This window comes from Sphingomonas sp. Leaf339 (assembly GCF_001426195.1).
Taxonomy (GTDB): Bacteria; Pseudomonadota; Alphaproteobacteria; order Sphingomonadales; family Sphingomonadaceae; genus Sphingomonas.
In genome coordinates this window covers 310031-334551 of record NZ_LMRS01000023.1, presented here as the reverse complement: position 1 = coordinate 334551, position 24521 = coordinate 310031, and the positions used below count along the sequence as shown (strand labels likewise).

Below are 24521 nucleotides of genomic sequence, written 5' to 3'. Positions count from 1 at the left end.
GGTTTCCTCGATCAGACGGCGGGTTGTTGGCCGACGGCACCGCAGAAATCGGCGACGGTCGATACCCAGCCAAAGAACTTCTCGACATTGTAGACGGTCGCCGCCTGGATGAAGTCCGGCCCCAGGTGATGCGTCGCATCCTCCAGCATCACGCCGAAATATTCGAGGTGAAAGCCGTCGCGCAGCGTCGATTCGACGCACACGTTGCTGGCGATGCCGACGAACACGATCGTGCGGATGCCGCGCGCGCGCAGGATGCTGTCGAGTTGTGAATTGAAGAACGCCGAATAACGCGTCTTGTGGACGCGGATGTCGCCGGGCTGCGGGGTCAGCGCATCGACCAGTTCGTAATCCCAGCCACCGCGTGCCAGCAATTGCCCGGCAAGCTCCGGTTGCGCGCGCATCGTCTTCAGCGCGTTCGATTTATGCCAGTTGGGCGAGGCGGGCGTGCCGGCCTCGACATACTCGCCGTCCCAGCCGTTCTGCAGGAAGATCACCGGCATCCCCGCGCTCCGCGCCGTATCCAACACCTGCGCGATGCGGCCGATGACAGAGGCGGCGCCGGCGATGTCGAAGCCGGCCAGATCGACATAACCGCCCTCGGTCGCATAAGCGTTCTGCATGTCGATCACTACGACCGCAGTATCGGCGGGCGACAGGCGAATCGGTTCGGGCCGTGCGGGCAGCACCATGGTGCCGGCGGTCTGCGCGGGACGGTGATCGACGACGCCGAGCTGTTGATCCATGTCGCGCATGATTGTGCAGATGCACAATTTGTACAAGCGCCTCGTGTCGACCCGTTCGGCGCTTGCCGTCCGGCATCCCACCGCCCACGATCGCCGCCGTGATCGAACACATCCCCCTCGCCCAGGCCCGCCGCATTGCCCTGGCCGCCCAGGGTTTTGGCGATCGTTCCGCTCTGGCCGATGCGCCGATCAATCAGGGCCATCTGCGCCGCGCCATCGACCGGCTCGGCCTACACCAGATCGACAGCGTCAACGTGCTGGTCCGCGCGCACTACCTGCCCGCCTTTTCGCGACTTGGCGGCTATGACCGGACGCTGCTCGACCGGGCGGCCTGGGGACCGCGCGGGGAACGCCGGATGTTCGAATATTGGGCGCATGAGGCATCGCTTCTCCCGCTGGCGTCGCACCCCCTGTTCCGCTGGCGCATGGCGCGCGCCGATCGCGGCGAGGCGGGTTACGGCAGCATGCGCCTGTTCGCGGGCGAGCGCCGGGCGGAGGCGATGGCGTTGCTGGACCGCATCCGCACGGACGGCCCACTCGCCGCGTCGGACATCGAAACGGGCCGCACTGGCTGGTGGACGTGGAGCGAGCCGAAACGGATGCTCGAATGGCTGTTTTATGCCGGCCATATCACCACCCTGACCCGGCGGCGGGGGTTCGAGCGGGTGTACGACCTGACCGAACGAGTGATCCCGCCCGCTATTCTCGCCCTGCCGACGCCCGACGAGGCGACCGCGCAGCGGATGCTGATCGATCGGGCGGCCCGCGCGATGGGCATCGCCACCGCCGGCGAGCTGCGCGATTATTTCCGCCTTGATCCCGCTTCCACGCGGCTGGCAATCGCCACGCTGTGCGAGGAAGGCGTGCTCCGGCCAGTCGAGATAACCGACTGGCCGGCGACCTTCCTGCACCGCGACGCCCGCCGCCCGCGGCGGATCGTCGCACAGGCGCTGTTGGCGCCGTTCGACCCGCTGATCTGGGAACGGGCCCGCACCGAACGGCTGTTCGGATACCGCTATCGCATCGAGATCTACACGCCGGCCGATCGCCGCCAGCATGGCTATTACGTCCTGCCGTTCCTGTACGGCGAGCACCTGATCGCGCGGGTCGACCTGAAGGCGGACCGTGCCGCCCGACGACTGCTGGTGCAGGCGGTGCACTGGGAAGCAGGTGCACCATCCGAGGCGATCGCGGCGCTGGAAACCGAACTGCAACGGATGGCGGTGTGGCTCGACCTCAATACCGGACTGGCTTGACCGTCAGGCGTCCGACAGGCTGGCGATCTGCTGATCGATGAACAGGCGGATGCCGCTGTCCATCTGGGCCGGGTCGTCCTGAACCAGGGCGATCCGGCGGCAGCAGACGCCCATCATCACCATCATCATCAGGTCCGCCGCGATCGCCACGCGGTCGTCCGCCGCATCGGGTACCGCCTGGCAGAGGGCACGGACGGCATTCTGCCGAATCCGCGCATCGCATTGGAGCATGATGGCGTTGATCCGCTCGTTGCGGGCCGATTCGGCGAGCAGCTCGGGCATCAGCGATGCGTCGTCCGGCGTCGTCTTGCGCAGGATCAGATCGATCATCCAGGTGCGGACAGCCGCCAGATCGCGCCGGTCGATCGCCTGCCGCAGTCCTTCCTCGTCCAGCAATGTCGCCATGTTCTGTTCGGCGATCGCGGCGACGATATCCTCCTTACAGGCGAAATCGCGATAGATCTGGCCGACCTTGATCCCGGATGTCGTGGCGATCTGGGCGATGCCGGTACCGTGAAAGCCATGTTCCGCGAACAGCGTGCGCGCCGATTCGACGACCTTGTTGCGACGAATGGCCGCCCGGTTTGTCTCGGCCGGACCCGTGACATCGACAATTTCGGCGTTGTGCACCGCAGCATCCTTCTTGACGAACATGAACGATCGGTTTAGCCGCCGAAACAGGTGAGTGAACGCTCGCTCACACCTTTGTCGCCGAGGACCCCGATGGTCAAGCATGTCGCCCCGCTCTTTTCGCTGCTCTTTCTGGCAGGTTGTGGCGGGAAGGAAGAGGCACCGCCCGCCCCGCCACCCCCGCAGGTCGGATTCGTGACGGTGCGCCAGGAACCGGTGACGCTGACCACCGAGCTGCCCGGCCGCACCAGCGCCTATGAAACATCGGAAGTCCGCCCGCAGGTGAACGGCCTGGTGACGGCGCGCCTGTTCCAGGAGGGCGATTTCGTCCGCGCCGGCCAGCCGCTCTATCGCATCGATCCCGCGCCTTACCAGGCACAGGTCGCCAGTGCGCGCGCCGCCGTGGCCCGCGCGCGCGCCGCCATCGCGTCGAGCAAGGCACTGGCACGCCGGTACGGCGAACTGGTGAAGATCAACGCCATCTCGCGGCAGGATTTCGAGAACGCGACTACCTCCGCCCAGCAGGCGGAGGCAGATGTAGCCGCGCAGCAGGCGGCGCTGCGTACCGCGCAGATCGACCTCGCCCGCACCACCATCCGCGCGCCGATCGCCGGCCGGATCGGCCGTTCGGTCTTTACCACCGGTGCGCTGGTATCGGCCGCGCAGACCAATCCGCTGACCACGATCCAGCGGATCGACCCGATGTACGTCGACATCCAGCAGTCGAGCGCGGATCTGCTGAAGCTGCGCCAGCAGATCATGGCCGGTTCGCTGTCGCGTGGCAGCGGTGCCGCCCGCGTCCAGCTGAAGCTGGAAGACGGGTCGACCTATGCGACCGAGGGTACGCTGAAATTCGCCGATGTCACCGTCGATCCGGCGACCGGCACGCAGTCGATCAGGGCGATCTTCGGCAACCCGCGCGGCCTGTTGCTGCCGGGCATGTTCGTGCGCGCCGAACTGATCCAGGGAACCCAGGCGAACGCCATGCTTGTCCCGCAACGCGCCGTGACCCGCGACGAAAAGGGCCAGCCGACCGTCCTGGTCGTCGGCCAGGGCAACAAGGTGGAGGGGCGCACACTCACCGCGCCGCGCACCATCGGGGCCAACTGGCTCGTCACCGCCGGCCTGAAGCCGGGTGACAAGGTGATCGTCGAGGGCGCACAGAATCTGCGGCCCGGTACGCCGGTGAACCCGGTCGTGTTCAGCGAGAAGCCCGCGCCGCAAGGTCAGGCGGCTCCAGGTCAGCCTGCACAGGGTCAGCCTGCACAGGGTCAGCCGGCTCAGGCCCAGCCCGCTCAGGCGCAGCCCGCTCAGGCGCAGCCCGATAACGGTCAGGCCAAGTAACGATGGCCCGCTATTTCATCGATCGGCCCATTTTCGCATGGGTCATCGCGATCATCCTGATGCTTGCCGGCGTGCTGGCGATCCGCAGCCTGCCGATCGCGCAGTTCCCGACGATCGCACCACCCGCCGTCACCATCACCGCGACCTATCCGGGCGCCGATGCGACGACGCTGGAAACCACGACGACGCAGATCATCGAACAGCAGCTGAAGGGCATCGACAACCTTCGCTACTTCTCGTCTTCGTCATCGTCGGCCGGCATCGTCACCATCACCGTGACGTTCGAGCAGGGCACCGACCCCGACATCGCGCAGGTGCAGGTCCAGAACAAGCTGCAGGCCGCCACCGCCCTGTTGCCGCAGGAGGTGCAGCGCCAGGGGCTGCAGGTCGCGAAATCGGCCGCCAACTTCCTGCTGATCGTCGGCCTCTATTCCGCCGACGGCTCGCACACCGGCAGCGATCTGGCCGACTACACTGTGTCGCGGTTGCAGGACCCGATCAGCCGTGTGGACGGCGTCGGCGAATTGCAGATCTTCGGCGCGCAGTACGCGATGCGCATCTGGGTCGATCCGACCAAGCTCAACAGTTACCAGCTGACGATCGCCGACGTGACGGCGGCGGTGCAGGCACAGAACGCGCAGGTTTCCGCCGGCCAGATCGGCGGCCTGCCATCGCCCAAGGAGCAGATGCTGAATGCGACCGTCTCGGTCCAGTCGCGGCTCCAGACGCCCGAGGAATTCGGCAACATCCGCCTGAAGACCGACACCGGCGGCGCCGTCGTGCGACTGCGCGATGTCGCGCGGGTCGAACTGGGCGCCGAGAATTACGGCTTCGACCTTCAGTATAACGGCCATCCCGCGTCCGGCTTCGGCGTGAAGCTGGCGCCGGGGTCCAACGCGCTCGACACCGTCACCCTGGTCAAGGAACGCGTCGCCGAGATCGCCAAGGGCTTCCCCGGCGACGTGAAGGTCATCTATCCGTACGACACGACGCCGTTCGTGCGGCTGTCGGTGGAGCAGGTGATCCACACGCTGGTCGAGGCGGTGATCCTCGTCTTCCTCGTCATGTTCCTGTTCCTGCAGAACTGGCGCGCGACGATCATTCCGACGATCGCGGTGCCGGTCGTGCTGCTCGGCACGTTCGGCGTGATGGCGCTGGCCGGCTATTCGATCAACACGCTGACCTTGTTCGGCATGGTGCTGGCGATCGGCCTGCTCGTCGATGACGCCATCGTCGTCGTCGAGAACGTCGAACGCCTGATCCAGACCGAGGGGCTGTCACCCAAGGAAGCCGCGCGCAAATCGATGGACGAGATCACCGGCGCGCTGGTCGGTATCGCCCTCGTCCTGTCGGCGGTGTTCCTGCCGATGGCGTTCTTCGGCGGATCGACCGGCGTGATCTATCGCCAGTTCTCGATCACGATCGTGTCGGCGATGGTCCTGTCGGTCATGGTCGCGCTGATCCTGACGCCGGCGCTGTGCGCCACGATCCTGAAGCCGCACGATCACGACAAGCCAGAGGGCAAGGGACCGCTCGCGCGCTTCTTCCGCTGGTTCAACGACAAGTTCGATCGCGGTACCGACAAGTATGAAGGCGCCGTCAAGGGCACCGCCCGCGGCTGGAAACGGTCGATGCTCGTCTATCTGCTGATCGTCGGCATCATGGCGTTCCTGTTCATCCGCCTGCCCACGGGCTTCCTGCCCGACGAGGATCAGGGCACCGTCATCGCGCTGGTGCAGGGGCCGTCCGGCGCCACCGCATCGCGCACCGACAAGGGCCTGACGCTGGTCCGCGATCACTTCCTGAACGCCGAAAAGGCGAACGTGGAGGGCGTGTTCACGATCAACGGTTTCTCGTTCGCGGGCCAAGGCCAGAACGCCGGCCTCGCCTTCATCCAGTTGAAGGAATGGGCCGATCGTTCGGGCGCCGACAACAAGGCACAGGCGATCGCCGCACGGGCAATGGGGCCGTTCTCGCAGTTCCACGATGCGATGATCTTCGCGCTGGTGCCGCCAGCCGTGCAGGAACTCGGCAACGCCACCGGCTTCGACGTCCAGCTCGTCGACACCGGCGGCATCGGTCATGAAAAGCTACTCGCCGCGCGCAACATGATGCTGGGCATGTCGATGCAGGATCAGCGGCTGGCACAAGTCCGCCCGCTCAGCCTAGAGGATGCGCCGCAGTTGAAGGTCGATATCGATCAGGACAAGGCGCGTGCGCTGGGTCTGGATCTGGCAGAGATCAATTCGACCATCTCGACCGCGTGGGGTGGTGCTTACGTCAACGACTTCATCGATCGCGGTCGCGTGAAGCGCGTCTATATCCAGGCCGATCAGCCGTTCCGCATGGCGCCGGAGGATATCGCCGACTTCTTCGTGCGCGGCTCGACCGGGGCGATGGCACCGTTCACGTCGTTCTCGACGCTGAACTGGGCGCAGGCACCGGTGCAGCTGACCCGCTATAACGGCCAGCCGGCGATGCAGATTCAGGGCTCGCCGGGTCAGGGCCTTAGCACCGGTGCGGCGATGGCCGCGTTGGAGGAGATGCACGCCAAGGTGCCACCCGGCACCGCGCTGGAATGGACCGGCCTGTCCTATGAGGAACGCTTGTCGGGTGGTCAGGCGCCGGCGTTGTACGGCCTGTCGCTGCTGATCGTGTTCCTGTGCCTTGCCGCGCTGTACGAAAGCTGGTCGGTACCGATTTCGGTGCTGCTGGTGGTGCCGCTGGGCGTCGTCGGCGCGCTGCTGGCGGCGTGGCTGACCGGGCTGAACAACGACATCTACCTGCAGGTGGGTCTGATCACCACGATCGGCGTGTCGGCAAAGAACGCGATCCTGATCGTCGAATTCGCCGAGGAACGCATCCAGACGGGCATGCACCCGTTCGAGGCGGCGGTGGAGGCGGCCCGCTTGCGGCTTCGCCCGATCCTGATGACCTCGCTCGCCTTCGTCTTCGGCGTGTTGCCGCTGGCGGTGTCGACCGGTGCGGGCGCGGGTGGCCAGAACGCGATCGGCCGGGCGGTCGTCGGCGGCATGTTGTCGGCAACGATCCTGGCGATCTTCTTCGTGCCGATGTTCTTCGTCGTGGTCAGTCGCCTGTTCGGCCACGGCAAGGAAGACCATCACGACAAGAACGCCTCATCGGACATCACGCCCGATGGCGGCAATCGATCATCCGATGGCGGCACCGCGCCGCAGGGAGCGTAACCCCGTGACCAAGCTCTCGCTTTCCGTGTTGCTCGCGGCGACGATGCTCGCTGGCTGCAACCTGGCCCCCACCTATGTCCGGCCGGCGGGCGCGATCCCGGCCACCCTGCCGCAGGGTGGCCCCTATCCCGCAGCGGCCACCGACGCGCGCGACGTGACGGCGATCGGTTACCGCGACTTCTTCGTCGATCCTCGCCTGCAAAAGGTGATCGAGACGGGGCTCGCCAACAACCGCAATCTGCGCATCGCGGCGGGCAACGTGTTGCAGGCGCGCGCGCAATATCGCGTCCAGCGCTCCAGTCTGGTGCCGACCACCAGCCTGTCGGCGTCGGGCACCTATACGAACAACATCTTCGGGGCGACCGGCGCGACGGCGGGCGGCGGCACCGGCACTGGCACCGGGGGGACGGGAACGGGTGGCACCGGCACCGGCGGCACCGGGACGGGCGGTACTGGCGGCACTGGCGGCACCGGTACAGGTGTCGGCACGGGTGCGACCTCGTCGAATATCGAGGCGTATTCGGTCAATGCCGGCTTCTCGCAGTTCGAACTCGATCTGTTCGGGCGCATCCGCAACCTGACGACGGCGGCGCAGGAACAGTATTTTGCGTCCGAAGAAGCGCAGCGGTCGACGCGGATCAGCCTGATCGCCGAAATCGCCACCGCGTGGCTGACCATGGCGTCGGATCAGGAACAGCTTCGCCTGTCGCGCGAGACGTTGAAGACGTTCCAGCAGACACTCGACCTGACACAGGCGCAGTTTCGCATCGGCGTCGGTTCGGAACTGGAAGTGCGCCAGGCGGAAACCAACTATCAATCCGCACGCAACGACATTGCCACGTTGCAGACCACGATCGCGCGCGACCAGAACGCGCTGAACCTGCTCGTCGGCACCACCGTTACCGCCGACTTGCTGCCCAGCGATTTGGGTGAGCGCGCCTATACGCTCGATGCGTTGCCCGGCAACCTGTCGTCCGATGCGCTGCTGCGCCGGCCCGATGTGTTGCAGGCGGAGCATCAGTTGATCGCACAGAACGCCAATGTCGGCGCGGCGCGCGCGGCCTTCTTTCCCAGCATCTCGTTGACCGCGACGCTGGGCACGATCAGCACCGCGCTGTCCGGCCTCTTCGGCGGTGGCAGCTTCACCTATACCGGCTCACCGGCGGTTTCCCTGCCGCTGTTCGACGGCGGCCAGCGCAAGGGCAATCTGGATTATGTCCGCGCCTCGCAACAGGTGGCGGTCGCGACCTATGAACAGGCGATCCAGACCGCGTTCCGCGAGGTCGCCGATGCATTGGCGCAGCGCGGCACGATCGGCGAGCAGGTGTCGGCGCAAACCGCGCGCGCCAATGCGGCGGGCATCACCGCCCGCCTGTCGGACGCGCGGTTCCGTGCCGGCGTCGATTCGTTCCTGACGACGCTCGACTCGCAACGCTCCGCCTATGCCGCGCGTCAGGCGCTGGTGACGACGCGGCTAACGCGGGAGAACAATACGGTGGAGCTGTACCGGTCGCTGGGCGGCGGGTTGCAGTAAGCCGCCTGCCGTCACCGTCACTTCGGCGGAGGTGGCGGCGTGCCGTTCCGAGACAGGGGCTCCCTTTGTCACGGAACTGTCGCACGCCGCGACCATAGGTCCGTCATGGCCACTACCGCGCTTTCCATCAGCGAATCCGTTCCGCGCAGTACCGGGCCACGGCTTGATCACCGCCATCACCCTGCCGGCCGCTGGCTGTTCGTGGCGGCGCTGGTCGGCGGCCTCGCCTACGCCGGCATCAGCATCCTGAACGACACGCAACAGGTCGGCGAGCAACTGGCGTTCGGCGTGTTTGCGTTCCTCGGCCTCGCGCTGGTGATCGCGCTCGGGTTCGAATTCGTGAACGGGTTCCACGATACCGCCAACGCGGTGGCGACGGTGATCTATACGCATGCGATGCCGGCACCGCTGGCGGTGGTGTGGTCGGGCTTCTTCAATTTTCTGGGTGTGATGCTGTCGTCGGGCGCGGTCGCCTATTCGATCGTCACGCTGCTTCCCGTCGATCTCGTGCTGCATGTCGGCAGCGCGGGCGGTTATGCGATGATCTTCGCGTTGCTGCTGGCCGCGGTCGGCTGGAATCTGGCGACGTGGATGATGGGTCTGCCCAATTCGTCGAGCCATGCGCTGATCGGATCGATCCTGGGCGTGGGACTCGCGAACCAGTTGCTGTCGAACGGCGGCGGCACATCGGGCGTCGATTGGGGGCAGGTGCAAAAGGTGCTGACCGCACTGCTTGTCAGCCCGCTGGTCGGGTTCGCCGGCGCGTTCGTGCTGCTGCTCGTGATGAAGCGGATGGCGCCCGATCCGGTGCTGTACGAAGCACCCCGGGCGGACCAGCCACCGCCGCGCGGCATCCGCGCCCTGCTGATCTTCACATGCACTGCGGTCAGCTTCGCGCATGGCGGCAACGACGGGCAGAAGGGCATGGGCCTCATCATGCTGATCCTGATCGGCTGCGCGCCCACCGCCTATGCGCTGAACCGCACCGTGCCCGACAGCGCCACCCCCGCCTTCGTCCAGTCCGCCAATGCCGCGACACAGGCATTCGCGCGGCAGGCGGATGGCGTGCGGCTGACCCCCGACGCGGCGCGCGCCGCGCTGACCGACGCGCTGCGCGATCGCCATGTTGAGGGACCACGCACGTTCGCCGGCCTCGCCACCCTGTCCGACGACGTATCGGACCGGATCGCGTCCTATGGCTCGCTGCGCAAGGTGCCCGCCGCCGCGACGCCGAACCTGCGTAACGACATGTATCTCGTCCTCGACGCCGCCGCGCTGGTGCAAAAGGACGAGGCAACGCGCGCCCGGATGAGCGCCGCCGATCTCGATGCGATCCACGTCCATGCCGAACGGTTGCAACAGGGCACGCGCTACATCCCCGGCTGGGTGAAGGTGGCGGTCGCGCTGGCGCTGGGTCTCGGCACGATGGTCGGGTGGAAGCGGATCGTCGTCACCGTTGGCGAGCGGATCGGCAAGTCGCATCTGACATACGGCATGGGCGCGTCGGCCGAACTCGTCGCCGCCTTCACCATCCTGCTTGCCGAGCGGTTCGGGATGCCGGTGTCGACGACGCATATCCTGTCGTCGGGTGTCGCCGGTGCCTCGGTCGCCAACGGCGCCGGCTTGCAACGCCGCACGGTGCGCAACATGGCGCTGGCCTGGGTGCTGACCCTGCCCGCCGCGATGGCGCTGTCGGGTCTGCTGTACTGGTTGCTGCTGACGATCGCGACCGCCAACGGCCTTTAATTGATCGGCAGGCCGGCTCGCGCCGACCTGCCCCTTGTCGATATCCTTTTAGCGTTGCGGCGTGGGTGCCGCCGTCGGCGTCGGTGCGGGCGGTGGCGTCACCGCGCCGCGTGCCATCGGGCGGCCGGCCATCGGCGCGACGCCGGCGGGCGGCGGCGGCGGTGCATCGGCACCGGCCGGGGGAGGCGGCGGCGGTGCGTTGCCATCGGCGGGCGGCGGTGGCGGGGGACCGTCATGACCGGGACCGTGGCCGGGGCCATGGCGCGGACCGCCATCGGGGCCGTCATCCGGTCCACCATCGCGACCGGGGCCACGACCCGGACCGCGACCCGGACCATGGCGTGGGCCGACCTCGGTGATCTGGCCCTGCGGATCGACCAGATACGACGCGCGCAACTGGCCGTCGTCGAACCGGCCCTGCACCATCACCGCGCTGCCGCGGGTCAGGTTGGCGCTCGCCTCGTGTCCGCCGGCCACCATCGTCCGGCCGGTGGCGTCCTGCACGATCAGCCGGTCGCCATAGATCTCGGCGACGCGGCCCTTCACCGTCACCACCCCGTTCGTCGCGGGCAGCTTGGCGATCGCGGTCGGCACCGTCGGCGCCATCTCGATCGTCGGCCGGGTCAGCGACACCGCCCCCGCCCCGCCAGCGGCGCCGACCGCGAGAAGAACGGCGGCACCGATGCCGAGGCGGGTGCGGGGCGTTCCAAAATTCCTGGTGTTCATCATCAACTCCTGTCGTTGGTCGATGAGGGCTTCTACCGTGCCATGGCCCACGCCCGCTGAACCGCGCGGTTCAGTTTCCGTTTAGCCTGCCGGGATAGCGAACCAGCCATGCGTATATTGCTTGTCGAAGACGATGCCGATCTGGGCCCCGCCATCGCCCGCGCGTTGCGGGCGGAAAACTTCGCGGTCGATCTGGCGACCGACGGGATAGACGGTGCGCATCTGGGCGAGACGGAATTGTTCGACGCCGCCGTGCTGGACCTGGGCCTGCCCGGCAAGGACGGCGTCACCGTGCTGGGCGAATGGCGCCGCGCCGGGCGCACCATGCCCGTCCTGATCCTGACCGCGCGCGAGGCATGGTCGGACAAGGTGGCGGGCTTCAAGGCAGGTGCCGACGATTACATGGTAAAGCCGTTCCGCGTCGAGGAACTGGTGATGCGTCTGCGTGCGCTCGTCCGCCGCGCCGCCGGCCATGCCGCCGCGCGGGTGACATGCGGACCGCTGGCGTTCGAGACGCAGACCGGCCAGTTCGAACTCGACGGGATGCCGCTGAAACTCACCGCGTTCGAATGGCGCGTGTTGTCCGCGCTGATGTTGCGCAAGGAAGCGGTCATCGAACGGCTCGACCTGCTGGAGCGGGTGTATGAAGGCGATGCCGATGTCGATTCGAACAGCCTGGAGGTCATCGTCGGCCGGCTGCGACGCAAGATCGGCGCGACGATGATCGAAACCGTGCGCGGCCGTGGCTATCGCCTGACCGCGAGCGTCGCGCCATGATCCTGCGCGCGCCGCGATCGATGCAGGGGCGTCTGTTCGCGCTGTCGCTGCTGGCGACGCTGGTGGCATTGCTGATCGCCGCCTGGGGCATCGCCGGTGTGCTAGAACGCTTCGTGATCGCCGGCATCGACCAGCGGCTGGATGCCGAGATCGCCTTGCTGGCAAGCGCGGTGGACGGGAATGGCGACATCGACCGCGCCCGGATCGAGGCGCGGCGCGGTGTCCTGCAATCGGGCGGCGGTTGGCGCTGGCGGATTGAGACACCGCGCGGTGCGATGGGATCGGCGGACCTGCCCACGCTGCCAGATGGCCCGCCGGGTCCGCCCGGACTCCACGGCCCGCGCGAGGATCAGCGGGACGGCCCGGATGTGATGGGTGGCCCGGATCGCGAGCCACGAGCGATCGATGGGCAGACCGAACAGGGTGTCCGCCTGCACGCCCGCCGCTACACCATCGTAACCGGCAGCGGCCCCGTTACGATCACCGCCGCCGCCCCGCGCCGGGTGATCGCGCGGCCGATCCGTGACGCGATCGTGCCGTTGCTGATCGTGCTGGCGATGCTGGGTATCGTGCTGACGGTGGCGGCATGGGTGCAACTGCGTCTCGGCCTGCGCCCGCTACGCCAGCTTCGCGATGCGGTGGCGGCGATCCGGGCAGGTCGAGTGGACCGGGTCGACGAGGACCAGCCGACCGAACTGCAACCGTTGGCGGCGGAACTGAACGCGCTGGCCGCCGATAACGAGGCGGCATTGGCATCCGCGCGGATGGCCGCAGCCAATCTGGCACATGCGTTGAAAACGCCCGTCGCCACGCTGGCGCTGGCGGTGCGGGACGATCCCGACCGGGCACGTCAGGTGGCGCGGATCGATGCCACCATCCGCCATCATCTGGGTCGCGCGCGCGACGGTCATGCTGGCACTCGCGTCGCCACCCCGCTGGCGCCGGCCGTCGCGGCGCTGGTTCATGTAGTGGAGCGCCTGCACGCCGATCGCCATGTGACCATCGATGCCGCGATCCCGGCGGATCTCGCCGTGCGGCTCGACGCGCACGATCTCGACGAGATCGTCGGCAATCTGATCGACAACGCCGCCCGCCACGCCGAAAGCGCGGTGCGGATCGTTGCGGCGCGCGAGGATCGGGTAGTCCGACTCTCCGTCATCGATGACGGCCCTGGCATCGCCGCTGCCGATCGCCAGCGCGCTACCGACCCCGGCGTCCGGCTCGACGAGCGGGGCGATGGCCATGGGTTCGGGCTAGCGATCGTCCGCGATCTGGTGGCGCTGCACGGTGGGACGCTGTCGCTGGACGCGGCGACGGGTGGCGGACTGGTGGTGACGGTCAACCTGCCGGCAGCGTTATCGTGAAACGTCGCTTACTCGATCGGCAACCGCCGTGCCTCACGGATCGCCACGCCAACGAGTAACGCCGTGGATAGCAATACGCCGGCAACCATCGCGCCGGTGCCAAGCAGACCGCCTGTTGTCATGTCGGTCGTGGCGCGCACGCCGACATTGCCGATACGAGCGCTGAATTCTGCGATCTGGCGCTGCTCCAGTCGCGACGACAATCGATCGGGCAATGACAAGGTCAGCTACGCGGCCGCTTTGTATCGACCTGCGCGAATTCGACGCCGGATCGGCGGCAATCCGCGCCGATTACCGGATAAGGAATGTCGGTGTTGCGCGCCAACTGGTCGGGCAACGCCGCGCGGCATTCGGCCATCGTCACATAATGCGTCGGCATCAGGCGGGCGGCCGTGCACTGCTGATTGCCATCACCACAACCCAGGATCGCCATCACGAAGAACATCGATTCCATCAGCGTCTCCAGTCGCCGATCAAAACGGGTCACCGCACCGCATGGTTCCGGTTAACCAAGTGGCGACCGCGAATGACGCGCGGTGTTGCACGCGGGCCGCATAACCACGACATAAGGATCAGATGCCGCCCCTCTCCCAATCTGCCGCCATGCCCACCACCGGGACGGAACAGCCGCTGCTCCCGACGCTGCGCCGTTTCCTGCCCTATCTATGGCCGGCGGGGGAGCCGGGGCATCGCGCCCGCATCGCCGGGGCGATGGCGCTGGTCCTGTGTTCGAAGCTGATCCAGGTTTTCGGTGCCGCCTATACCCTGAAATACGCGGTCGATCGCATGGCGGCGGGCGCCGGCGGTATCGATCGCAGTGCCGCGACGCTCGTGATCCTGCTGGTGCTCGCCTATGCCGCCTCGCGGTTCGGCACGACGTTGTTCGACAATCTGCGCAATGCGGTGTTCGAACGGGTCGGGCAGGACGCGACCCGGCGGCTGGCGGCGGACGTGTTCCGGCACCTGCATGGCCTGTCGCTGCGTTTCCACCTCGAACGCCGCACCGGCGCCGTGACCAAGGTGGTTGAGCGCGGCACCAAGAGCATCGACACGATGCTGTATTTCCTGCTGTTCAACATCGCGCCGACGGTGCTGGAACTGGGGCTGGTGCTGGGCATCTTCTGGCGCAGCTTTGGCCTGTGGCTGGTCGGGGCGACCGTGGTGATGGTGGTCGCCTATATCTGGTTCACCCGCATCGTCACCGACTGGCGCAACGCGCTGCGCACCCGGATGAACGACCTCGATACCGGCGCGGTCGCACACGCGGTCGATTCGCTGCTGAATTTCGAGACGGTGAAGTATTTCGGTGCCGAGGAGCGCGAGGCGCGGCGCTACGAAAACGCGGTCGATGCCTATGCGCGCGCCGCCACTAAGTCTGAAAACTCGCTGGCGTGGCTGAACGTCGGGCAGGCGGCGATCACCAACCTGATGCTGGGCGGCGGCATGGCCTATGTCGCCTATGGCTGGAGCCGGGGCAGCTTTTCGGCGGGCGACGTCGTGTTCGTCTCCACCCTGCTGGCGCAGTTGTTCCGGCCGCTCGACCTGCTCGGCATGGTCTATCGCACGATCCGCCAGGGCGCGATCGACATGGCGAGCATGTTCGCCCTGATCGATACCGCGCCCGACATCGCCGACGCGCCCGGTGCCGTGCCGCTGCATGTGACGCGCGGGCACGTCCGGTTTGAGGATGTGCGTTTCGGCTACGATCCCGATCGACCGATCCTGCGCGGGTTGGACATCGACGTACCCGCCGGCACCACGCTCGCCGTCGTCGGCTCGTCGGGTGCGGGCAAATCGACGCTCGCACGGCTGCTCTATCGTTTCTACGATGTCGAGGGCGGCCGCATCACCATCGATGGTCAGGATATCGCGCTGGTGACGCAAGGCTCGCTGCGCGGGGCGATCGGCATCGTGCCGCAGGATACCGTGCTGTTCAACGACACCATCGGCTACAACATCGCCTATGGTCGCGAGGGCGCGAACGACGATGAGGTCGTGCGCGCCGCGCAGGGTGCCGCCATCGCCGGCTTCATCGAACGCCAGCCCAACGGCTATCTGACCCGCGTCGGCGAGCGCGGCCTGAAACTGTCCGGGGGCGAGAAACAGCGGGTGGCGATCGCCCGCACCCTGCTGAAGAACCCGCCGATCCTGATCCTGGATGAGGCGACCAGCGCGCTCGACAGCCGGACCGAGGCGGATATTCTCGCCACGCTGGAGGCGGTGGAGCGCGGTCGCACGACTATCGTCATCGCCCATCGCCTGTCGACGGTGGTCCACGCCGACCAGATCATGGTGCTGGACGCCGGCGCGGTCGCCGAACGCGGCACCCATGCCGAATTGCTGCGCCGTGGCGGTCTGTATGCCGAGATGTGGGCGCGGCAGGCACGTGAGCGGGAACAGGCGCTGGCGGCGGAATAGCCCCTAGGCGATCAGGTCGCGCGTCTCCGGATGTTCGGCGACATAATGCGCGACGAAGCTGCATGCCGGCACGATCCGCTCGCCCCGCGCCCGCACCTGCTCCAGCGCGCCGGCGATCAGCCGCGTCGCCACTCCCTGCCCGGCCAGTGCATCCGGCACCGCCGTATGAGTAAAGACCAGCGTATCGCCCTCTCGGGTATAGGCGGCGATTGCGGTGGTGCCGTCGATCGTCAGTTCGAAACGGCTTTCGGTGGGGTTGTCGCGGACATCGGTCATGACGGCCTAACGCACCGATCGCGATGCGGTTACGCGCAGGTCAGCCGGATTTCGTGCGCCGGCTTGTCGAACACCAACGTCGAGCACTGGCGGAGCACGTCGGCGCCCAGCGACAGCCGGTCCCTTTCCGGGTCATATCGCTTGTCGCGCGCGACGACGACGATCTCGTCGGGGTCGGGGGATGGCGCATCCGCCTCCGGGATCGCGGCGGCGTTGCCGATATCGGCGGTCCGCACGCCCAGCCCGGCAATGGACAGCGGCCCGATCGCGATCGGCTGGTCGAGCCGCATCCGGCGCACCGGCCGATCGATCCCGAACGCGATCTCGGTCGTAAATCTGGCATCCTCCATCCCGCCACCATAGGCCTCGGCCAGCCGGCGCCCCGCGTTTGCGGTCGCCAGCGTGTGCGGATGATGCGGATCGAACCGCACCCGCATCGGCTTGCCGCCCACGTCGATCCGCGCGAACAGCCCGCCCCAACTGACCATCGGCCCATCCTGCTCCATCATCGGCAGCGTCACGGTGCGCTCGCCCGGCAAGGGTTTCTGAAACACGAAGCGCACCACTGGCTCGGCCAGCCCGCCGGGACCGACCACCCCGTCCAGTCCCGCCACATAAGGGCGCGGCGCCCAGGCCACCGTCGCGCGGCGCGGCGTATCGCCGAACCGCGCCATCGCGGTGTGGCCACGCACCAGTTCCGGCCCGACCGCGACCTGGAGCAGCACGTCGCCCGCCCGCAGCCGTGCCCGCTTCGCCGTCGCTTCCGTCAGGATCGGGATGCTGAACGCCGCCGGATCGATCCGCATCCGCGCCGTCGCGCGGTTGACCGGCACATCGATCTCGCCCAGCCCCGGCACCAGCCGCTCCGGCAACGGCGCCTCGGCGGTCGTGGCCACCGCCGCGAACGCCAGCCACGCCGTCACCACCATCCGCCGCGCCATCGCCATCGTCCGCTCTCCCTCGACAACGATAGCGTGGGGCACGCCGGACGCAATCGCCGCCCGCGCCATTGTGGCGGCACCCCGCACGGCCTAGATCGCCCCCAATGGTCCCCGATCCCCTCCCGATCCTGCAACGCGTCTTCGGCTTTCCTCAGTTTCGCGGTGTGCAGGCCGATGTAGTGGACCGCGTGCTCAACCACCGCCGCACGCTGGCGGTGATGCCGACCGGCGCGGGAAAGTCGCTCTGTTATCAATTGCCGGCGGTGATGATGGAGGGGACATGCGTCGTCGTGTCGCCCCTGATCGCGCTGATGCACGACCAGCTGCGCGCCGCCGAAGCGGTGGGTATCCGTGCTGCCACGCTGACCAGCGTCGACCAGAACCGCGGCGAGACGCTCGCCCGGTTCCGCGCCGGCGACCTCGACCTGCTCTACATCGCGCCCGAACGCGCCTCGACCGGGCATTTCCGCGAGCTGCTGGGCGAGGCGAAGCTAAGCCTGTTCGCGATCGACGAGGCGCATTGTGTCAGCGAATGGGGCCACGACTTCCGCCCCGATTACCGCCTGCTCGAACCGTTGATGGACGCGTTCCCCGACGTCCCCCGCCTCGCGCTGACCGCCACCGCCGATGCGCACACTCGCGCCGATATCGTCAAGCAACTGGGCATCCCGGCCGACGGCATGATCGTGTCGGGATTCGACCGGCCCAATATCCGTTATTCGATCAGCCCCAAGGCGAACACGTCGAAACAGATCGCCGACCTGATCGCCGCCACCCCCGGCCCCGGCATCGTCTATGCGCAGACCCGCGCCGCGACCGAGAAGCTGGCCGAGGCACTGGCGAAGACCGGCCGCCCGACCCGCGCCTATCATGCCGGCCTCGACCCGCACATCCGCGCGAAGAACCAGTCCGATTTTGTGGCGTCGGAGGACATGGTGATCTGCGCGACCGTCGCGTTCGGGATGGGCATCGACAAGCCCGACGTCCGCTTCGTCGCGCATGCCGGCCTGCCGAAATCGATCGAGGCCTATTATCAGGAAACCGGCCGCGCCGGGCGCGACGGCGACCCCTCGGTCGCGCATCTGTTCTGGGGAGCCGAGGATTTCGCCCGCGCCCGCCAGCGCATTGGCGAGGTCGAACCCGAACGCCAGCCCGGTGAGCGCCAGCGTCTCGCGGCGCTCGGCGCGCTGGTCGAAACCGGCGGGTGCCGCCGCCGCGTGCTGCTGAAGCACTTCGGCGAGGACCTGATCGATGATTGCGGCAATTGCGACAATTGCCTGGGTTCCCCCGATGCGGTCGACGCGACGGAGGTCGCGCGCAAGTTCCTCTCCGCCGTGTTCCGCACCGGCCAGATGTTCGGCGCGACCTATATCGAACAGGTGCTGCTCGGACAGTCCACCGACCGCAGCATCGATCGCGGCCACGAGAACCTGTCCGTCTGGGGCATCGTCGAGGGTGACGAGAGCGCGCTCGTCAAACCCGTCGCCCGCGCGCTGGCGCTGCGCGATGCGGTCCGCACCAACGAACATGGCGGGCTGGAATTCGGCCCCGGCGCACGGCCCCTGCTGAAGGGGGAGGCATCGCTGTCGGTCGTCATCCCGCCCAAGCGCGAACGCCGGGGCAAGCGTGTCGCCGCCGTCGCCGCGAACCCGGCCGACAATCCGCTGTTCGAGGCACTGCGCGCGAAGCGTCGCGAACTGGCGCAGGCAGCGGGTGTGCCGCCCTATGTCATCTTTCACGATTCGGTGTTGCGCGACATGGCGGCGCAGCGTCCCGCGTCGCGCGCGGAACTGTCGATCCTGTCGGGGATCGGCGCGCGCAAGCTCGATGCCTATGGCGACGCGTTCATCGAAGTGATCCGGAACGAGGCATGACCGGCGCCTAAAAGGGCTGACGCGGGCCTTTTCATCGCTTAGGACAAACACATGATCCGTCCCCTCAACGACCGCGTCGCGGTGGCCCCGCAGATTTCGCCCGATGACGTGGCGGCGATCGCCGCCGCCGGCTACGTCGCGATCGTCAACAACCGCCCCGATGGCGAAGAGCCGGGCCAACCCACCGGCGACGCAATCCGTCGCGAGGCGGAGGCCGCCGGCCTGACCTATATCGCGATCCCCGTGACGGCGGCGGGGTTCAGCCATCCGCAGATCGAGGCGATGACCGCCGCGCTGGCCGCCGCCGATGGTCCCGTTCTGGCCTATTGCCGGTCGGGCACGCGGTCGTGCAACCTGTGGGCGCTGGCCGCCGCACGCGCCGGTCGCGATCCGACGCTGCTCGTCGCGCAGGCGGAGAACGCCGGATACGACCTGTCGGGCATGCGACCGACGCTGGACGCGCTCGCGAGCCCGCAGTGATCGCAGCCCTGGCCGACGCCGACCCGCTGGCGATCGGCGGCGCGGCGGCCCTGGCCGCGCTGGTGGCGATCGGCATCGGCTGGACGACGATACGCCGTCGCCGCGTGGAGCCTATCGGCAGCCTGGAAGACGCCGCTGACGCGGTGGAGGCGATGCTGGGCGGCTCCCGCGTGTCGGGTGCGGTCGTCGGCGCCGACGGGATCGGCGCGCTGGCAGTGACCGACGATGGGCGGGTCGCAGCGGTCAAACGTCGTGGTGATCGCTTGATCGCACACGAGGTGACGTGGCGCAGCGTGCGCTCCACCGCCGCGGGCATATTGATAGAAACCGGCGATCCGCGGCTGGGGGAGATAGCGCTGGCTGGCGTCAACGCCCTCGACATCCGCCGGCTCGCCCCGAAAGCGAAGAATCGATGATCGGTAACACGACGGCGGCGGCCGCACAGGCACCGCACCTTTATCAGCGTTTCATCCTGTGGATCGGCGACGGCACCGGGTTGCCCGATACGGTGCTGCACATCCATGCCGGACTGGCGGTGCTGATGCTCGCCCGCCTTGCCACGCGGCGGTCACTGGGCAGTTTCATCCCGCTGTCGGTGGTGGTGGTCGCGGAGTTGTTCAACGAGGTGATGGACCGGTTGGTCTATGGATCGTGGCGCTGGCCCGATACGCTGGGCGATATCGCCAACACGCTATGGTGGCCGACCGCGATCTGCATCGGCATCCGCCTGCGTCCGATGATCGGCCGCCGCAAAACATACTGATCGCGCTCTCAGGAACGCACATCAGGCTCGCACTCGTGCTCCTGCGAAGGCAGGAATACGACGCGATCGATCACCACCTTCACCCATAAAAAAGACCCGGTGCGTCGCCGCACCGGGTTCAAGGTCGTCCGCAGGAGGAACGTCGGTGGGGGGCGGGTCGGTGCCCGCCCCCGAACTCAATAATTGTAGGCGCGCTCGCCGTGCTCGTTGATGTCGAGGCCCTCGGCCTCGACCTCGGCCGACGGGCGAAGACCCATCGTCATCTTGAGCCCATAGAACAGCACCGCGGAAACACCGCCGGACAGGACCAGCGTGACCAGCACCGCCTTGACCTGGGTCAGCACCTGCGTGCCCATGTCATAGGTGCCGGCGACCGACGGGAAGACCGTGTAGTCGAACCAGCCTTGGCCACCGAGCGAGGGGTCAGCGACGATGCCGGTGCCGATCGCGCCGATGATGCCGCCGACGCAGTGGATGCCGAACACGTCGAGCGTGTCGTCATACCCGAACTTGTTCTTCACCGTGGTGACGAAGAAGAAGCACACGCCCGATGCGACGAAGCCCAGCACGATCGACGTCATTGGTGCGGCAAAGCCCGATGCCGGGGTGATCGCGACCAGGCCGGCGACCGCACCCGATACGCCACCCAGCAGCGACGGCTTCTTGTGCACGATCTGCTCGATCACGGCCCATGCCACCGCCGCTGCCGCGGTGGCGACGAAGGTGTTGATGAACGCGACCGCGGTGACGCCATTGGCTTCCAGGTTGGAACCGGCGTTGAAGCCGAACCAGCCCACCCACAACAGGCTGGCGCCGATCATCGTCATCGTCAGCGAGTGCGGCGGCATCGGCTCGCTCTTGTAGCCGTTACGCTTGCCGATGATGAAGCAGCCGACCAGGCCCGCGATGCCGGCGTTGATGTGCACGACGGTGCCGCCAGCGAAGTCGAGCGCCCCCCAGCCATACAGCAGGCCGGTGTCGGTCGGCGCGTCGGACAGGAAGTCCGGGCCAGCCCAGTACCAGACCATGTGCGCCATCGGGAAATACACGATGGTCAGCCACAGCACGACGAAGATCAGCAGCGGCGTGAACTTCACCCGCTCCGCGAACGCCCCGACGATCAGCGCCGGTGTGATGCACGCGAAGGTCATCTGGAAACAGACGAACGCATATTCGGGGATGTAGACGTTGTTCGAGAACGTCGCCGCATAGGTGGAGGCCGAGACCCCCGCCAGAAACATCTTCGAAAAACCGCCGACGAACGAGTTACCGCTGGTGAAGGCCATGCTGTACCCCCAGCAGACCCAGACCAGGCTGGCGACCGACACGATCATGAAAACCTGCATCAGCACGCTGAGCATGTTCTTGGTCCGGACGAGGCCGCCATAGAACAGCGCGAGCGCCGGGACCGACATCATCAGCACCAGTGCCGACGAGATCAGCATCCACGTCGTGTCGCCCTTGTTGACCATCGTGGCCATCTGTTCGGCGGTCGGTGCCTTGATCGGCCCGGCCGCCACCGCCGCCTGTGCCCATGCGGGCGCGGCGACGAGTGCGGCGGCGGTCAGGCCACCCACACTCGCCATCATGCGAGACAATTTCATCATTCCCCCCTTCACAGCGCCGAATCGTCGGTTTCGCCGGTGCGGATGCGCACCGCCTGCCCGACGTCGAGCACGAAGATCTTGCCATCACCGATCGCGCCGGTGTTCGCGGACTGCTGGATCGCCTCCACCACCCGGTCGGACAGGGCGGCGGCGCAGACCACCTCGATCTTGATCTTGGGCACCATGTTGGTGCTGTATTCGGCCCCACGATAGATTTCGGTCTGGCCCTTCTGGCGCCCGAAACCCTTGACCTCGGTGACCGTCATGCCCGCCACGCCCAATGTGGTGAGCGCTTCCCTCACCTCGTCGAGTTTGAACGGCTTGATGACCGCAATGACCAGCTTCATCCCGCCCCCTTTTGGATGATGTTCCGGAATGTCGCAGTGCAACGAACGTGCCATGTCGTCCGCCTAGGCGGGAAGCCGTGGGGAGAGGGCGCCAGGCAGAAGCTAACGAATAATTAACAGGCAGCGACGGGCAATTGCCCGTTTATTGGGCAGCAATGATCCGCTCCGCCGCCGCGAGATCATCCTCGTCCACCATCACCCGCACCGGGATCAGCAGCCAGCTGCCATCGGCGATACTGCTGCCGGCGTCGAAAGCGACCGCGTCGATCCCTTCGGACTCCAGCCGTCCGACCAGAATATGCGCTTCGTTGCGATTGAAGCGGCCCAGCTCGACGAGACTCATCATTCCTCTCCCATTGACGCGCATCGGGTGTGCGCATAATTTCCGCGCATGAAACATGATCCGATCGCATCGGGCAAGCGTAAGCCCCTCAACGTCTCGGTCGATACCGGTATCGTCGATCTCGCACGCGAAGCAGGACTCAACCTCTCCCAGATTTGCGAAGCCGCGATTTCGCAGGCCGCCCGCAAAGCGCGCGACGAGAAGTGGAAGGAGGACAACCGGGAATGGATCGCCGCCCATAACGACTGGGTCGAGCAGAACGGCTTGCCGCTCGAAAAATATCGGCTGTTCTGATGGCACGCTTCGATGTCTATCGACTGTCCGACGGGGCTCTGGCGCTCGATTGTCAGGCGGATTTCCTCGACGAGATCAGCACCCGGTTTATCGCACCATTGTTACCGCCGGGCGATGCGCCGCCAGCCAACGGCCACCTCAATCCCATATTCGAGGTCGATGGCGAACGACTGGTCATGGTGACGCAATTCGCCACCGCCGTGCGCGCGGCCGAACTGAAACGCCGCATCATATCGCTCGATTACGAGCATCTGCGGATCATCCGCGCCATCGATGTCCTGACCGGCAGCGGGTGACGCCTCAGGCCGCCGTGCCGCCCACCGTCAGCCCCTCGACCAGCAACGTCGGCTGACCCACGCCGGCCGGCACGCCCTGCCCGCCCTTGCCGCAGACGCCGATGCCCTCGTCCAGCGCGAAGTCGTCGCCGATGCCCGTCACCTTGGTCAGCACCGTGGGGCCATCGCCGATCAGCGTCGCGCCCTTGATCGGTGCACCCAGCTTGCCGTCCTCGATCATGTACGCCTCGGTGCAGCTGAACACGAACTTGCCCGACACGATGTCGACCTGCCCGCCGCCGAAGCTCTTGGCGAAGATGCCCTTCTTCACGCGCGACAGCAGCTCGGCGGGATCGTCCTTGCCGCCCTTCATGAAGGTGTTCGTCATCCGCGGCATTGGCGCATGCGCATAGCTTTCGCGGCGGCCATTGCCCGTTGCCGCCATGCCCATCAGCCGCGCGTTCAGCCGGTCCTGCATATATCCCTTCAGGATACCGTCCTCGATCAGCACCGTCTCGCGCGTCGGTGTGCCCTCGTCGTCGATCGACAGCGACCCGCGCCGATCGGGCAGCGAGCCGTCATCGACGATCGTGATTCCCGGCGCCGCGACCCGCTCGCCAAGCCTGCCCGAAAATGCCGACGTGCCCTTCCGGTTGAAATCGCCCTCCAGCCCATGGCCGATCGCTTCGTGCAGCAGCACGCCGGGCCAGCCCGGCCCGAGCAGCACGGTCATCTCGCCCGCCGGTGCCGCCACCGAATCAAGGTTCACCAGCGCCTGCGCCAGCGCCTCGTCGATCCCGCGCTGCCACGTCGCTTCCTCGAACAGCCGGTCGTAGAGATAGCGACCACCGATCCCGAACGTGCCCGTTTCGCGCCGGCCGTTCTGTTCGACCACGATCTGCACGTTCAGCCGCACCAGCGGCCGCACATCGGTGGCGATGAAACCATCCGGCCGCACGATCTCGACCACGCTCCACGACCCCGACAGTCCGACCGACACCTGCGCCACGCGCGGATCGCGCGCGCGGGCGGCGGCGTCCACGGTCTGGCACAAATTCACCTTGTCGGCGAAGGGGATCAGGTCGAGCGGATCGGCGTCGGTGTACAGGTGCCGGTTGGTCCCCTGCGGCGGCGCGGCCTTCGTGGCGGTCGACGGATCGATCAGCGCCATCGTCTGCGCGGCGCGCTTGATCGCCGCCTCGGTCAGCTCGCTGGCATGGGCGAAGGCGGTCGTCTCGCCAGACACCGCGCGCAGGCCGAAGCCGGCATTGGTATCATAACTCGCGGTCTTCAGCCGGCCATCATCGAATCCGAACGCCTCGGACTTGCGATATTGCAGGAACAGTTCGCCGTCATCGGCCTTGCCCAGCGCATCGGCGGTCAGCGCCTGCGCCGCCTCTGGCGTGAGTTCACGGTAGAGGAACGAGCGGGGGTCTAGATAGGCCATGTCCCACAATATAGGCGCAGGCTGCGGAAGGTCCACGGGCGTTGCGCGTATAAGTCGCGGGGAACTCGGGGCCGCGTCATGGCGAAGCCATACCGTCGAACGGTGCGGGCGAACTCGACCGTCGGCC

General features: G+C 67.1%; 25 protein-coding genes. 14 read left to right on the top strand and 11 right to left on the bottom strand.

Going from position 1 to position 24521, the window contains the following annotated elements; genetic code table 11:
- Positions 1-11: 11 nt before the first annotated feature.
- Positions 12-746 carry a pyrimidine utilization protein B gene (gene rutB / locus ASG67_RS11845; RefSeq protein WP_056530620.1) on the bottom strand — a complete coding sequence of 245 codons (735 nt, stop codon included), beginning with the start codon at positions 744-746 and terminating at the stop codon, positions 12-14.
- A gap of 98 nt (positions 747-844) precedes the next feature.
- Here rutB and ASG67_RS11840 point away from each other — a divergent pair, with 98 nt between their 5' ends.
- The gene (locus ASG67_RS11840) at positions 845-2002 is read left to right on the top strand and encodes a winged helix-turn-helix domain-containing protein (protein WP_056530617.1); all 1158 of its coding nucleotides are present in this window, start codon (positions 845-847) and stop codon (positions 2000-2002) included.
- A 3-nt stretch (positions 2003-2005) separates the two neighbouring features.
- Here the strand turns inward: ASG67_RS11840 and ASG67_RS11835 are convergent, their stop codons facing one another.
- Complete coding sequence (locus tag ASG67_RS11835) at positions 2006-2656, bottom strand: TetR/AcrR family transcriptional regulator (protein WP_056530181.1); 651 nt, start codon at positions 2654-2656, stop codon at positions 2006-2008.
- 69 nt (positions 2657-2725) lie between these two features.
- Between ASG67_RS11835 and ASG67_RS11830 the strand changes: the two genes are divergently transcribed.
- The 4 genes from ASG67_RS11830 to ASG67_RS11815 all read left to right on the top strand — a co-directional run bounded on the left by ASG67_RS11830 (position 2726) and on the right by ASG67_RS11815 (position 10462).
- On the top strand, positions 2726-3976 hold the full coding sequence (locus tag ASG67_RS11830; RefSeq protein ID WP_056530178.1) for an efflux RND transporter periplasmic adaptor subunit: 1251 nt from the start codon (positions 2726-2728) through the stop codon (positions 3974-3976).
- 2 nt (positions 3977-3978) lie between these two features.
- Positions 3979-7182 carry an efflux RND transporter permease subunit gene (locus ASG67_RS11825; protein ID WP_056530175.1) on the top strand — a complete coding sequence of 1068 codons (3204 nt, stop codon included), beginning with the start codon at positions 3979-3981 and terminating at the stop codon, positions 7180-7182.
- Entirely contained in the window at positions 7154-8716 is a 1563-nt protein-coding gene (locus tag ASG67_RS11820; RefSeq protein WP_056530614.1) for an efflux transporter outer membrane subunit, read from the top strand. The genes ASG67_RS11825 and ASG67_RS11820 overlap by 29 nt, the downstream gene beginning before the upstream one ends.
- Before the next feature lie 105 nt (positions 8717-8821).
- Entirely contained in the window at positions 8822-10462 is a 1641-nt protein-coding gene (locus ASG67_RS11815; protein WP_056530171.1) for an inorganic phosphate transporter, read from the top strand.
- A 48-nt stretch (positions 10463-10510) separates the two neighbouring features.
- On the opposite strand, the gene ASG67_RS11810 is transcribed toward ASG67_RS11815, so the two are convergent.
- Positions 10511-11188 carry a hypothetical protein gene (locus ASG67_RS11810; RefSeq protein WP_056530611.1) on the bottom strand — a complete coding sequence of 226 codons (678 nt, stop codon included), beginning with the start codon at positions 11186-11188 and terminating at the stop codon, positions 10511-10513.
- A gap of 108 nt (positions 11189-11296) precedes the next feature.
- On the opposite strand from ASG67_RS11810, the gene ASG67_RS11805 reads away from it, so the two are divergent.
- Both ASG67_RS11805 and ASG67_RS11800 read left to right on the top strand, forming a co-directional pair.
- Complete coding sequence (locus tag ASG67_RS11805) at positions 11297-11965, top strand: response regulator transcription factor (protein WP_056530169.1); 669 nt, start codon at positions 11297-11299, stop codon at positions 11963-11965.
- Positions 11962-13329 carry a sensor histidine kinase gene (locus ASG67_RS11800; protein WP_056530166.1) on the top strand — a complete coding sequence of 456 codons (1368 nt, stop codon included), beginning with the start codon at positions 11962-11964 and terminating at the stop codon, positions 13327-13329. The genes ASG67_RS11805 and ASG67_RS11800 overlap by 4 nt, the downstream gene beginning before the upstream one ends.
- 8 nt (positions 13330-13337) lie before the next feature.
- Here ASG67_RS11800 and ASG67_RS11795 read toward each other — a convergent pair whose 3' ends face one another.
- On the bottom strand, positions 13338-13550 hold the full coding sequence (locus ASG67_RS11795) for a hypothetical protein (protein ID WP_056530163.1): 213 nt from the start codon (positions 13548-13550) through the stop codon (positions 13338-13340).
- A gap of 2 nt (positions 13551-13552) precedes the next feature.
- Entirely contained in the window at positions 13553-13816 is a 264-nt protein-coding gene (locus ASG67_RS11790) for a hypothetical protein (protein WP_235535175.1), read from the bottom strand.
- An 89-nt stretch (positions 13817-13905) separates the two neighbouring features.
- On the opposite strand from ASG67_RS11790, the gene ASG67_RS11785 reads away from it, so the two are divergent.
- On the top strand, positions 13906-15747 hold the full coding sequence (locus ASG67_RS11785) for an ABCB family ABC transporter ATP-binding protein/permease (protein WP_056530160.1): 1842 nt from the start codon (positions 13906-13908) through the stop codon (positions 15745-15747).
- A 3-nt stretch (positions 15748-15750) separates the two neighbouring features.
- Here ASG67_RS11785 and ASG67_RS11780 read toward each other — a convergent pair whose 3' ends face one another.
- Both ASG67_RS11780 and ASG67_RS11775 read right to left on the bottom strand, forming a co-directional pair.
- Positions 15751-16023, bottom strand: coding sequence for a GNAT family N-acetyltransferase (locus tag ASG67_RS11780; RefSeq protein ID WP_056530157.1), 273 nt, complete (start codon positions 16021-16023; stop codon positions 15751-15753).
- Between the two features lie 29 nt (positions 16024-16052).
- On the bottom strand, positions 16053-17051 hold the full coding sequence (locus ASG67_RS11775; RefSeq protein ID WP_156460777.1) for a hypothetical protein: 999 nt from the start codon (positions 17049-17051) through the stop codon (positions 16053-16055).
- A gap of 17 nt (positions 17052-17068) precedes the next feature.
- Here ASG67_RS11775 and recQ point away from each other — a divergent pair, with 17 nt between their 5' ends.
- From recQ to ASG67_RS11755, 4 genes are read left to right on the top strand one after another with little or no spacing between them, the layout of a single operon-like run.
- The gene (gene recQ, locus ASG67_RS11770) at positions 17069-18838 is read left to right on the top strand and encodes a DNA helicase RecQ (RefSeq protein WP_056530153.1); all 1770 of its coding nucleotides are present in this window, start codon (positions 17069-17071) and stop codon (positions 18836-18838) included.
- Between the two features lie 51 nt (positions 18839-18889).
- On the top strand, positions 18890-19318 hold the full coding sequence (locus ASG67_RS11765) for a TIGR01244 family sulfur transferase (protein ID WP_056530150.1): 429 nt from the start codon (positions 18890-18892) through the stop codon (positions 19316-19318).
- Positions 19315-19734 carry a hypothetical protein gene (locus tag ASG67_RS11760; RefSeq protein WP_235535174.1) on the top strand — a complete coding sequence of 140 codons (420 nt, stop codon included), beginning with the start codon at positions 19315-19317 and terminating at the stop codon, positions 19732-19734. The genes ASG67_RS11765 and ASG67_RS11760 overlap by 4 nt, the downstream gene beginning before the upstream one ends.
- On the top strand, positions 19731-20081 hold the full coding sequence (locus tag ASG67_RS11755) for a hypothetical protein (RefSeq protein ID WP_056530147.1): 351 nt from the start codon (positions 19731-19733) through the stop codon (positions 20079-20081). The genes ASG67_RS11760 and ASG67_RS11755 overlap by 4 nt, the downstream gene beginning before the upstream one ends.
- A 176-nt stretch (positions 20082-20257) precedes the next feature.
- On the opposite strand, the gene ASG67_RS11750 is transcribed toward ASG67_RS11755, so the two are convergent.
- The 3 genes from ASG67_RS11750 to ASG67_RS11740 form a co-directional block, all read right to left on the bottom strand.
- Positions 20258-21685 (bottom strand): ammonium transporter, encoded by a 1428-nt coding sequence (locus ASG67_RS11750; protein ID WP_056530601.1) that lies wholly within the window; start codon positions 21683-21685, stop codon positions 20258-20260.
- 11 nt (positions 21686-21696) lie between these two features.
- The gene (locus tag ASG67_RS11745; RefSeq protein ID WP_056530143.1) at positions 21697-22035 is read right to left on the bottom strand and encodes a P-II family nitrogen regulator; all 339 of its coding nucleotides are present in this window, start codon (positions 22033-22035) and stop codon (positions 21697-21699) included.
- Between the two features lie 142 nt (positions 22036-22177).
- Complete coding sequence (locus tag ASG67_RS11740; protein ID WP_056530598.1) at positions 22178-22378, bottom strand: DUF2007 domain-containing protein; 201 nt, start codon at positions 22376-22378, stop codon at positions 22178-22180.
- A gap of 48 nt (positions 22379-22426) precedes the next feature.
- Between ASG67_RS11740 and ASG67_RS11735 the strand changes: the two genes are divergently transcribed.
- Together ASG67_RS11735 and ASG67_RS11730 are read left to right on the top strand one after the other, a co-directional pair.
- Positions 22427-22672, top strand: a complete 246-nt coding sequence (locus ASG67_RS11735; RefSeq protein ID WP_056530140.1) for a type II toxin-antitoxin system CcdA family antitoxin — start codon at positions 22427-22429, stop codon at positions 22670-22672.
- Positions 22672-22968, top strand: a complete 297-nt coding sequence (locus ASG67_RS11730; protein ID WP_056530136.1) for a CcdB family protein — start codon at positions 22672-22674, stop codon at positions 22966-22968. Before ASG67_RS11735 ends, ASG67_RS11730 begins: the two co-directional genes overlap by 1 nt.
- A gap of 4 nt (positions 22969-22972) precedes the next feature.
- On the opposite strand, the gene tldD is transcribed toward ASG67_RS11730, so the two are convergent.
- A complete protein-coding gene (gene tldD, locus ASG67_RS11725) occupies positions 22973-24394 on the bottom strand; it encodes a metalloprotease TldD (protein ID WP_056530133.1) in 1422 nt (473 codons plus the stop codon).
- Positions 24395-24521: the final 127 nt, after the last annotated feature.

Excerpts from the sequence above, each read along its gene's own strand:
- rutB (WP_056530620.1), bottom strand. The coding sequence starts at position 746 with ATGGATCAACAGCTCGGCGTCGTCGATCACCGTCCCGCGCAGACCGCC.
- ASG67_RS11835 (WP_056530181.1), bottom strand. The coding sequence starts at position 2,656 with ATGTTCGTCAAGAAGGATGCTGCGGTGCACAACGCCGAAATTGTCGAT.
- ASG67_RS11830 (WP_056530178.1), top strand. The coding sequence starts at position 2,726 with ATGGTCAAGCATGTCGCCCCGCTCTTTTCGCTGCTCTTTCTGGCAGGT.
- ASG67_RS11825 (WP_056530175.1), top strand. The coding sequence starts at position 3,979 with ATGGCCCGCTATTTCATCGATCGGCCCATTTTCGCATGGGTCATCGCG.
- ASG67_RS11820 (WP_056530614.1), top strand. The coding sequence starts at position 7,154 with ATGGCGGCACCGCGCCGCAGGGAGCGTAACCCCGTGACCAAGCTCTCG.
- ASG67_RS11815 (WP_056530171.1), top strand. The coding sequence starts at position 8,822 with ATGGCCACTACCGCGCTTTCCATCAGCGAATCCGTTCCGCGCAGTACC.
- ASG67_RS11810 (WP_056530611.1), bottom strand. The coding sequence starts at position 11,188 with ATGAACACCAGGAATTTTGGAACGCCCCGCACCCGCCTCGGCATCGGT.
- ASG67_RS11805 (WP_056530169.1), top strand. The coding sequence starts at position 11,297 with ATGCGTATATTGCTTGTCGAAGACGATGCCGATCTGGGCCCCGCCATC.
- ASG67_RS11800 (WP_056530166.1), top strand. The coding sequence starts at position 11,962 with ATGATCCTGCGCGCGCCGCGATCGATGCAGGGGCGTCTGTTCGCGCTG.
- ASG67_RS11785 (WP_056530160.1), top strand. The coding sequence starts at position 13,906 with ATGCCGCCCCTCTCCCAATCTGCCGCCATGCCCACCACCGGGACGGAA.
- ASG67_RS11780 (WP_056530157.1), bottom strand. The coding sequence starts at position 16,023 with ATGACCGATGTCCGCGACAACCCCACCGAAAGCCGTTTCGAACTGACG.
- recQ (WP_056530153.1), top strand. The coding sequence starts at position 17,069 with ATGGTCCCCGATCCCCTCCCGATCCTGCAACGCGTCTTCGGCTTTCCT.
- ASG67_RS11765 (WP_056530150.1), top strand. The coding sequence starts at position 18,890 with ATGATCCGTCCCCTCAACGACCGCGTCGCGGTGGCCCCGCAGATTTCG.
- ASG67_RS11755 (WP_056530147.1), top strand. The coding sequence starts at position 19,731 with ATGATCGGTAACACGACGGCGGCGGCCGCACAGGCACCGCACCTTTAT.
- ASG67_RS11750 (WP_056530601.1), bottom strand. The coding sequence starts at position 21,685 with ATGAAATTGTCTCGCATGATGGCGAGTGTGGGTGGCCTGACCGCCGCC.
- ASG67_RS11745 (WP_056530143.1), bottom strand. The coding sequence starts at position 22,035 with ATGAAGCTGGTCATTGCGGTCATCAAGCCGTTCAAACTCGACGAGGTG.
- ASG67_RS11740 (WP_056530598.1), bottom strand. The coding sequence starts at position 22,378 with ATGAGTCTCGTCGAGCTGGGCCGCTTCAATCGCAACGAAGCGCATATT.
- ASG67_RS11735 (WP_056530140.1), top strand. The coding sequence starts at position 22,427 with ATGAAACATGATCCGATCGCATCGGGCAAGCGTAAGCCCCTCAACGTC.
- ASG67_RS11730 (WP_056530136.1), top strand. The coding sequence starts at position 22,672 with ATGGCACGCTTCGATGTCTATCGACTGTCCGACGGGGCTCTGGCGCTC.
- tldD (WP_056530133.1), bottom strand. The coding sequence starts at position 24,394 with ATGGCCTATCTAGACCCCCGCTCGTTCCTCTACCGTGAACTCACGCCA.